The following is a 7,668-nucleotide window of genomic DNA, read 5'->3' as shown; positions in this document are numbered from 1 at the left end:
ATTTATTCCTTTTATTCTTTTAATTTTAGCAATTGTTCCTAACAGAGACGTTATAATATAGATAAGAGGCTCCCTTTTTTTCAATTTATTGCTATTCAAGGGATTTTATTAATCATTCAAGAACATAATTTTTATGGATTGGCCCAATTTGATTTCTTCAATTTATTGCAGTTCTTATTTAAAGTTGCCCTCTAATTTTTATGAGGTGATCGCCCCAACTCCGATCGCAGCCCCATATTTCGTCAAGTACAACCATGAATTAGCTGCCTATCTTGGTGCTCCCAACTCCTCTACTTCTGCTAATGAACATGAGCTCTTATCTTTTTATGCCGGAAACTCAGTCCCCCCGCAGCTTAAAAGTATTGCCTTAGCTTATGCAGGCCATCAATTTGGGTACTATGTTCCTCTTTTAGGAGATGGTCGCGCTGTATTGCTTGGTGAAATACGGAGTCATGATGGAAAACGATGGGACATTCAGCTCAAAGGTTCTGGAAAAACAATGTTTTCACGAATGGGTGATGGCAGGGCACCGCTTTCTGCAGTCTTAAGAGAATATCTCATCAGCGAGGCAATGCATGGATTGAACATTCCTACCACCCGTTGTTTGGCTGCAATTGCAAGCAAAGAAAAAATTTATCGCCAAAACGGCCTCGTCCCTTTAGGTGTATTAACACGCGTTGCCTCCAGTAGTTTACGAGTTGGTTCCTTTGAATATGCTGCAGCTCAAAAAGACAACCACTTACTGAAAATGCTGGCAAATTACGCCCTTGAAAGACACTATCCTGAGATTTTATCCTGTGAAAGCCCTTATCTCGAATTATTTAAAAAAGTTGTAGATCGCCAAGCATATCTAATTGCTGAATGGATGGGGGTAGGCTTTATTCATGGCGTCATGAATACCGATAATATGACGATTTCCGGCGAAACAATTGATTATGGACCTTGTGCATTTATGGATGAATTTGACTTTGGTACTGTATTTAGCTCCATTGATGTTACTGGTCGTTATGCATTTGGAAATCAAGCCACCATAGCAAAATGGAATTTAGCACAGTTTGGTAAAACCTTGTTGCCTATATTTGAAGCAGATAAAGCACCTCAACAATTGCAAGAAGTTCTCGATTCGTTTAATACGCTTTTTGCTCAATATTGGAATAAAAAAATAAGAGAAAAATTGGGTTTGTCCGATAATAATACGAATCCCGCAGATCTTATTAAAAATTTCTTTGGATTATTACAAGAACATAAACCAGATTTTACCAATACCTTTCGCCTCCTCAATCAAGCAATTGATTGTGAAAGCCATCAGAACGAGTTAATCAAAGCTTTAGGAAATCAGCCTCATAGTAAGCAGTGGGTTTCTGACTGGTTAAATTGTATTAAACAGCAAGATGTTGATGTGACGGCAATAAAATCTAAGATGCATCAGGTAAATCCAGCATATATCCCAAGAAATCATTTAGTTGAAAATGCAATTAATGCAGTTATTGAAGACAATGACAGTACTTTAATGGATGCTCTTTTAGCCGTATTGAAAAATCCTTTTCAACAACAAGAAAATACCGAAAACCTACAGTGTTTGCCTTCGCCACATGAACGAGTATATCAAACGTTTTGTGGAACTTAAGTTCATCCATTTTGCAAGAAAGCCCCAACTTCATGGCTACAACTTAAAGAACTTCCCTTCTCCCATGGAAAGATGCCCTCGAGGACACAACTCATTGGTGGAGAAACGCTTCTCTTCATGGCAATGATGCATGTGCACAGCATTCAAATTCTAAATTTTTTGGATGCTAAACTTACTCAATTACTTTTTGATACAGAACTTCTTTTAATAATGCCCCGCCCTCATAAAACTCTTCTAATTTGGTTGCGCTTGTGGCTTCAAAACCTAAAGCATCATAAAATTTACGTGCTTGAATATTGTCTTCAAATACCCACAAAAGTATCTTTTTATATCCTTGACTCGCAAGTTCAGAAATTGCAGCCATACATAGTTTAGTCCCCAAACCTATTCGCCAATAGTCTGGATGTAAATAAATCGCACTGATTTCACCCATCGAGTTGTCTGCCCTAAAATCTCGAAAAGGACAAATGCTTGCAAAGCCAATGAGTTGACTGTTTACTTCCATCACTAATACTTTAACATCCTGTTTTATCAAATCATGCCATTGTTGCGTTCGCTCTTTTAAGGATAAATTTTGTAATATAATTTCCGGAATGAAATCTCGATACATCTTTTGCCAGGAGCAGATATGAATCTGTGCGATCGCTTCGGCATCCTCTAATGTAGCGGTTCTAATATCAGGCGTTGAATAATTCTTAATCATAATAAAAGCTCATAAAGACGTAATTAATTTCTAACAGTCCATAATGATTCACGTTTTTTAAATTCAATATTTAAGTAATGTATTAGTGATATGCTATGTTAGAATAGAAAAATTGTCACGAAAGGATTTATCCATGAAGAAAAATAAACAAAAAGAACGGGTGATCATGGGTGCTTTGACCTTACTTATTGCGTCAATAGCTTCTGCAGATACAGTAACAAGTGATATTACCACCACAGATGGAACTGCAATAGGAACAGTTGTTTTTGAAGACAGCAAATACGGTCTGCTGATTAAACCGCAATTGACAGGACTTCCTGCTGGCCTTCGTGGTTTCCATATCCATCAGCATCCTGACTGTGGTGATCATGCTAAAAATGCTGGCGCTCATTTAGACCCAGCGAACACCAATAAGCACCTTGGTCCTTACGGCGAAGGCCACTTAGGTGATTTGCCGGTGTTAATTGTTGATAATAATGGAACAGCCAATACTCCCACATTGGCACCACGTTTAAAAACCCAAGACATTAAGGGACATGCCATAATGGTCCATGGAGGTGGGGATAATTATAGTGATAATCCTCCCTTGGGTGGCGGGGGTGAGCGAATTGCTTGTGGAAAAATTGCGGGCTAAGCACTGAGGCGAAACGTTTAGATAAATTCCTGTCATTCCTGCCCGCGCGGGAATGACACAATCACTAATTTGTCCTATAAAAAACCGATAAATGCCTCAAAAAAGATGATATTTCAGTACGTGCCTCATCTCCATTATTCTCATCCTAAGCCAACTAATTTTTAAGACAAAGTATTTTCTTTTCTTTTATTACTTGGCATGATACGCGCCTCAAAAATAATAAAGAGGGATAAAGTATCATGGCTGGTTTTTTTTCATCAAAGTGGAATAGATATTCTAGTCTAAGAAATAAATACGCTGAATTAATTCCTATTCCTAATCCATCCTATTTTAAACCTATTCATGAGCTTGGTGAATTTACTGACCTGCTTGTTCGCCCAATCCATAGTCCTATCTGGTTAGGAGTTAACGCCTTTTTGCTCTTTCTGAAAAGTTTTATTTACTTGGCAGCGAGTATGTTATTAGTTATACCTGCCTTGTTATTAGCAATTTTTGCCCCGAGGTCTGAAATCAGCGCCAATACCTCTTCTGCATTTAAATCCTGCGTTGCACATACTGTTGTTGATGCGGTAATGGGAATTATTGCAACCTGCGCAGCCATTGCTTCTCTTATTTTTAATCCCATCTATCTATTTACCCGATGTCTAGCCAGCGTTGTTGAACATCTCAATGACGTAACTGAAGGATGCTGCGATTTACAGATTGCCCGATTTTAATTTCTTGTAGGCTGGGAATAGAGGTTAGGCTCTTAAGTTGCAATCCAATACCCTCATCCGCCCTGGCGGGCACCTTCTCCCTATGGGGAGAAGGGATTCTCTCCAGTCCTCACGTTCATTTTAAGAGGATTGACTGTATCTCCCAATTAATTCGGTCTGCTCTATAATATGATTTTGCATCGCCGTTTCTATCTCTTTTTTCGTCGCATGCTCACCTAAATTTAAGAAGGTATCTAAAGCATACAGCTTGAAAAAATAACGATGAGTACCGCTGGGTGGACAAGGCCCACCATAGCCTGTTTTTCCCCAACTATTTCGTGCACTAATTGTTTGAGATGGAGTGCCAGTTCCTGTTTTAAGCTCATGACAGCCAGCAGGTAGATTAAATAAAATCCAGTGCACCCATAATCCCATAGGTGCATCAGGATCATCCATAATCAAAACAAACGATTGGGTATTCTTTGGTGCATCATTCCACACTAAGGGAGGTGAATGATTGACACCATTACAGGTATATTCTTGAGGAATAAAGGCATTATGGGTAAATGCAGGACTCTCAAGTATCATAGCACACTCCTTATGCGAAAGCTTTATTTGCAATTTAGACTAATTTTGCTCCAAAATACAGGAGCGTAATATAGTCCTCCGGAATTAAAACTTTAATTTCCCACTCAAAATCTGCCAGAGCATGACAAAATCTCCCATTAAACTGTATAGAGGATAATGAAATGTTGCCGGTTTATTTTTTTCATAGACATAATGTCCAATCCAAGCAAATCCATAGCCTGTCACCAGCATCAGAATAAGCCATAGCCAATACCAGGAAATAAGAAAAAAAAGGAAACAAAAGCAGGCCAAAGAAGTTCCAATAACATGCAAACGGCGGCACATCATTGTTTTATGTTCATTGAGATAAAAAGGATAGAACTCATTAAAATTCACAAATTTCTTTTCGTTCATCACCGTATATAAAATATACCCTAATTTTACAAAGTATAGTTTAAAATCTCATTACGATGTTATGATTAAATAAAGATGCTTTTTTATTCATCAACGTGGCGCATGGCAAATAATGAACGAAATTAACCCAGAGCAATTAAAAAATTTACTTAACGAAGCAACTCAAAGTATTGAGTCATCCAAAAATCTTCTCCAGGAAATACTCAACTCTCCTAAAGAAGAAGACTCTTCCATGGAAGATACCATTTGCTCAATCCAATTAGTTCTCCAATATCGTTTAAATAGTCAGGATGCTCTTGCTATTCTGTTAAGCATTGATCAAAACGTACTTTTTCTTCTAGGCATTCAACCTCGACATTCCCCTAAAATGAACCTTGATCGTCTTGCCTATGCTTTAGGTAATGAAGATTTGAAGCAACTACTTCATGCGCTTTCTCTCCTCGTGAATTCTTTACTAAAAATCGCAAACCGATATCAAAAAAATCATTTAAGTTTTGAATTAAGTCATCAAAGAAAACCCAGCCGACAGAATATGCTAATTAAAGGGATGCAAAAACTGATTTCACAACAAAATCATTTTTTAAATTTGATTAAGAAACTCGAAGAAGACGTAACGCTGCTTTTAGAGTATCAGTCCGTTGGGCCACTTTTTGATCATATAGCTGCACTTAGAGGACCAATTTCACAATATTACCAGGCCATATTAAATGGTCTTGATGAAACAAAACAACTTTACGAAAAAATAAATAAGCCTGAATTGTTGGAGCACAAAGTAGAGCTGCTGTTAAAACAAGCTGAAGAAGTACTCAACATCATGCCTTCCCTATACAAACCTCGCCCTTCGTACAGCCCCCAACCAAGCAATCTGTCTTCGGAACAACTGGAACAACGTGCGACAGCAAAACGTTTACGCCCTTTTTTCTAGAATACATCTTTCTTTCATTAAGCTATCTGTCGATCAGATTTTCTATCGTCCTTGCAAAGGGTCATACCTCCGCTAGGAAGAAAGTGTAGGTGAAGCTTCCGGAGAGTTTATTAAGTAAGATGCGTCAAATTCAGCTGCTCAGGGAGTTAAGTGGAAAGCCAGATTTGAGCTCAGGTCGAGCCAGACAAGGCTTTCCAGTGAATGCTTATAAATAACAACCCACCCCATCATAACCAATCACATGGCATGACTTGTAAGCACTTTGATCCAATCGATAACTTACAGAACCATAATAAGCAATAATATTTCCATTTTTATCTTGTTCTATATAAGGCTTTTGGAAACTCTCTGCGATATCACAATTCGTATGATTTTGTATCCAAACCCCATCTCCTGAAACAATGCGCGTTTTGCTAGGAGTTAAGGCGTTCTTTCCACAATCCTTCATGGCTAAATACTCTGCTTTAGGGGCAGAAAAGATAAGATCATAACCTGCCGCAGCTGCTTTAACTGCATTTTCCGCATCTAGAATGCCATGTCCGCAAGGCTTTTTACCCACACAGGATTTATTGGGGTCAGTACTTACACCAAAATCATGGGTTGTGGTATACAGGAGTTGTTCCACTTGTTCTGGGCTCAGTCCCTTTTCACTCGCAGCTAAAATCAATCCAGCAACACCCGCAACATGTGGCGTAGCCATGCTCGTTCCTTGATAAAAATCAAACCCTGATCCATTATAACCACCACCTGGGTTCACTGTAGATAAAATCCCTCCCCAAATGCCATAACGCTTATCTCCGCCTGGAGCAGCTAAGGTAACACTTGGACCATAGTTGGAAAAATAGGATCTAAGGCCTTCAGGGCCGGTAGACGCGACTTTAATGGTTCCATTACAAATTGCTGGCGCATTAAAATGCTCCCAGACGTTGTCATTTCCCGCCGCAACGGCCAATACCGCACCTTTCTTGCGTGCAAAAAAGACTGCTTCTTGTAGGGCTTGGTCACAATAATCAATTTCGTCTTTAGGGCCCCTATCCACCCCAAAGCTCATATTCAATATTTTTGCTGGATGAATGTTAGTCGGAACGCCGGGAACCTCGCCACCTACAGCCCAATAAATCGCGTTAATCACTGAACTTTCATAAAACATGCCATTAGCAGCAGGGATTTTTAAAGGAAGAATTTTTAAATCCTCACCCATACCGCTCATGACACTCCCATAGCCTGCAATGGTTCCTGCAACATGAGTACCATGATAAGAGCGGGTTTCATCGATCAAGTTATTATTATTTCCTGCAAAATTCCAACCCCATAAATTACCTACACTGTCCTTCACCAAGTTGTTGATCAGACTATCATTTAAAGCAATTCCCGTATCGAGGACGGCTACTACTATTGGCTTTTTAGAAAGCCCTGTCGTATAGGCCCAAGCACCATCTCTAAATCCAGGTTTCGATTCCAACATAATTCCGGCAGGAGGAGTAAACTCATCCCATTGGCTTTCATGAGATAATAAATTCCCTGCACCTAGAATTTCAGGATCAGGAACCGGTTTAAAGTAACTTACTCTGTCTTTAACCGCATATAAAACTTGAGGGTTTTTGCGTAAACGCTCCAAAATCGAAGAAGTTTCATCATTATCATTTACTTTAGTCAAAGGACTGTTTGTGGTGTCTAAAATTAATAAAAAAGCACCATTCGCCATAGGATTAAATTCTTTTACAGGTAGTTGGGTTACTTGTTTTATCTGTGACTTTAAAGAAGAAACGCTGGTTATTTGTTCTTTATATTTGATAATTACTCGAACTGCATTTTGCTCCGGTGCAGCAAAAACGCCATGAGCTATTGATAAAAGACCTAGACCTAAAATCCCTGATTTAAACATGCAAAAATCTCCTTATAATATACATCGCAATTCAGTATGCTATAAGACACAGGGCAAAACAAGGGCAAAATTGTCCAAAAATGTTACTATATTATCCCGAATGTATTAAAATTAAAACCGCATTGAAATTCCTGGGATGCTCGATATACTGTATCTATCTCTTTGTTTGTATTAAACAATGTCATGGACTTGCGATCGCTTTTTTTTAAATCAGCCAC

At 38.8% G+C, this 7,668-nt stretch carries 8 protein-coding genes; 4 read left to right on the top strand and 4 right to left on the bottom strand.

Annotation, left to right across the window (positions count from 1 at the left end; genetic code table 11):
- The first annotated feature begins 133 nt into the window (after positions 1 to 133).
- Complete coding sequence (locus tag OQJ26_RS15195) at positions 134 to 1,627, top strand: protein adenylyltransferase SelO (protein ID WP_265704575.1); 1,494 nt, start codon at positions 134 to 136, stop codon at positions 1,625 to 1,627.
- A gap of 172 nt (positions 1,628 to 1,799) precedes the next feature.
- On the opposite strand, the gene OQJ26_RS15190 is transcribed toward OQJ26_RS15195, so the two are convergent.
- Positions 1,800 to 2,330 (bottom strand): GNAT family N-acetyltransferase, encoded by a 531-nt coding sequence (locus tag OQJ26_RS15190; protein WP_265704574.1) that lies wholly within the window; start codon positions 2,328 to 2,330, stop codon positions 1,800 to 1,802.
- A 133-nt stretch (positions 2,331 to 2,463) separates the two neighbouring features.
- Here OQJ26_RS15190 and OQJ26_RS15185 point away from each other — a divergent pair, with 133 nt between their 5' ends.
- Both OQJ26_RS15185 and OQJ26_RS15180 read left to right on the top strand, forming a co-directional pair.
- Positions 2,464 to 2,964 (top strand): superoxide dismutase family protein, encoded by a 501-nt coding sequence (locus OQJ26_RS15185; protein ID WP_265704573.1) that lies wholly within the window; start codon positions 2,464 to 2,466, stop codon positions 2,962 to 2,964.
- Between the two features lie 239 nt (positions 2,965 to 3,203).
- Positions 3,204 to 3,680: a hypothetical protein gene (locus OQJ26_RS15180; RefSeq protein WP_265704572.1), complete on the top strand. Its 477-nt coding sequence runs from the start codon at positions 3,204 to 3,206 to the stop codon at positions 3,678 to 3,680.
- Between the two features lie 120 nt (positions 3,681 to 3,800).
- Here OQJ26_RS15180 and OQJ26_RS15175 read toward each other — a convergent pair whose 3' ends face one another.
- Both OQJ26_RS15175 and OQJ26_RS15170 read right to left on the bottom strand, forming a co-directional pair.
- Positions 3,801 to 4,247, bottom strand: a complete 447-nt coding sequence (locus OQJ26_RS15175) for a YbhB/YbcL family Raf kinase inhibitor-like protein (RefSeq protein WP_265704571.1) — start codon at positions 4,245 to 4,247, stop codon at positions 3,801 to 3,803.
- 84 nt (positions 4,248 to 4,331) lie between these two features.
- Positions 4,332 to 4,640 carry an Mpo1-like protein gene (locus OQJ26_RS15170; protein ID WP_058387989.1) on the bottom strand — a complete coding sequence of 103 codons (309 nt, stop codon included), beginning with the start codon at positions 4,638 to 4,640 and terminating at the stop codon, positions 4,332 to 4,334.
- Positions 4,641 to 4,752: 112 nt separating this feature from the next.
- Between OQJ26_RS15170 and OQJ26_RS15165 the strand changes: the two genes are divergently transcribed.
- Positions 4,753 to 5,565 (top strand): hypothetical protein, encoded by an 813-nt coding sequence (locus OQJ26_RS15165; RefSeq protein ID WP_265704570.1) that lies wholly within the window; start codon positions 4,753 to 4,755, stop codon positions 5,563 to 5,565.
- 205 nt (positions 5,566 to 5,770) lie between these two features.
- On the opposite strand, the gene OQJ26_RS15160 is transcribed toward OQJ26_RS15165, so the two are convergent.
- Positions 5,771 to 7,450 (bottom strand): S8 family serine peptidase, encoded by a 1,680-nt coding sequence (locus tag OQJ26_RS15160; protein WP_265704569.1) that lies wholly within the window; start codon positions 7,448 to 7,450, stop codon positions 5,771 to 5,773.
- Positions 7,451 to 7,668: the final 218 nt, after the last annotated feature.

Source organism: Legionella sheltonii (assembly GCF_026191355.1).
Lineage (GTDB): Bacteria > Pseudomonadota > Gammaproteobacteria > Legionellales > Legionellaceae > Legionella > Legionella sheltonii.
This window is presented reverse-complemented; position numbering and strand designations above follow the sequence as displayed.

Excerpts from the sequence above, each read along its gene's own strand:
- OQJ26_RS15195 (WP_265704575.1), top strand. The coding sequence starts at position 134 with ATGGATTGGCCCAATTTGATTTCTTCAATTTATTGCAGTTCTTATTTA.
- OQJ26_RS15190 (WP_265704574.1), bottom strand. The coding sequence starts at position 2,330 with ATGATTAAGAATTATTCAACGCCTGATATTAGAACCGCTACATTAGAG.
- OQJ26_RS15185 (WP_265704573.1), top strand. The coding sequence starts at position 2,464 with ATGAAGAAAAATAAACAAAAAGAACGGGTGATCATGGGTGCTTTGACC.
- OQJ26_RS15180 (WP_265704572.1), top strand. The coding sequence starts at position 3,204 with ATGGCTGGTTTTTTTTCATCAAAGTGGAATAGATATTCTAGTCTAAGA.
- OQJ26_RS15175 (WP_265704571.1), bottom strand. The coding sequence starts at position 4,247 with ATGATACTTGAGAGTCCTGCATTTACCCATAATGCCTTTATTCCTCAA.
- OQJ26_RS15170 (WP_058387989.1), bottom strand. The coding sequence starts at position 4,640 with ATGAACGAAAAGAAATTTGTGAATTTTAATGAGTTCTATCCTTTTTAT.
- OQJ26_RS15165 (WP_265704570.1), top strand. The coding sequence starts at position 4,753 with ATGAACGAAATTAACCCAGAGCAATTAAAAAATTTACTTAACGAAGCA.
- OQJ26_RS15160 (WP_265704569.1), bottom strand. The coding sequence starts at position 7,450 with ATGTTTAAATCAGGGATTTTAGGTCTAGGTCTTTTATCAATAGCTCAT.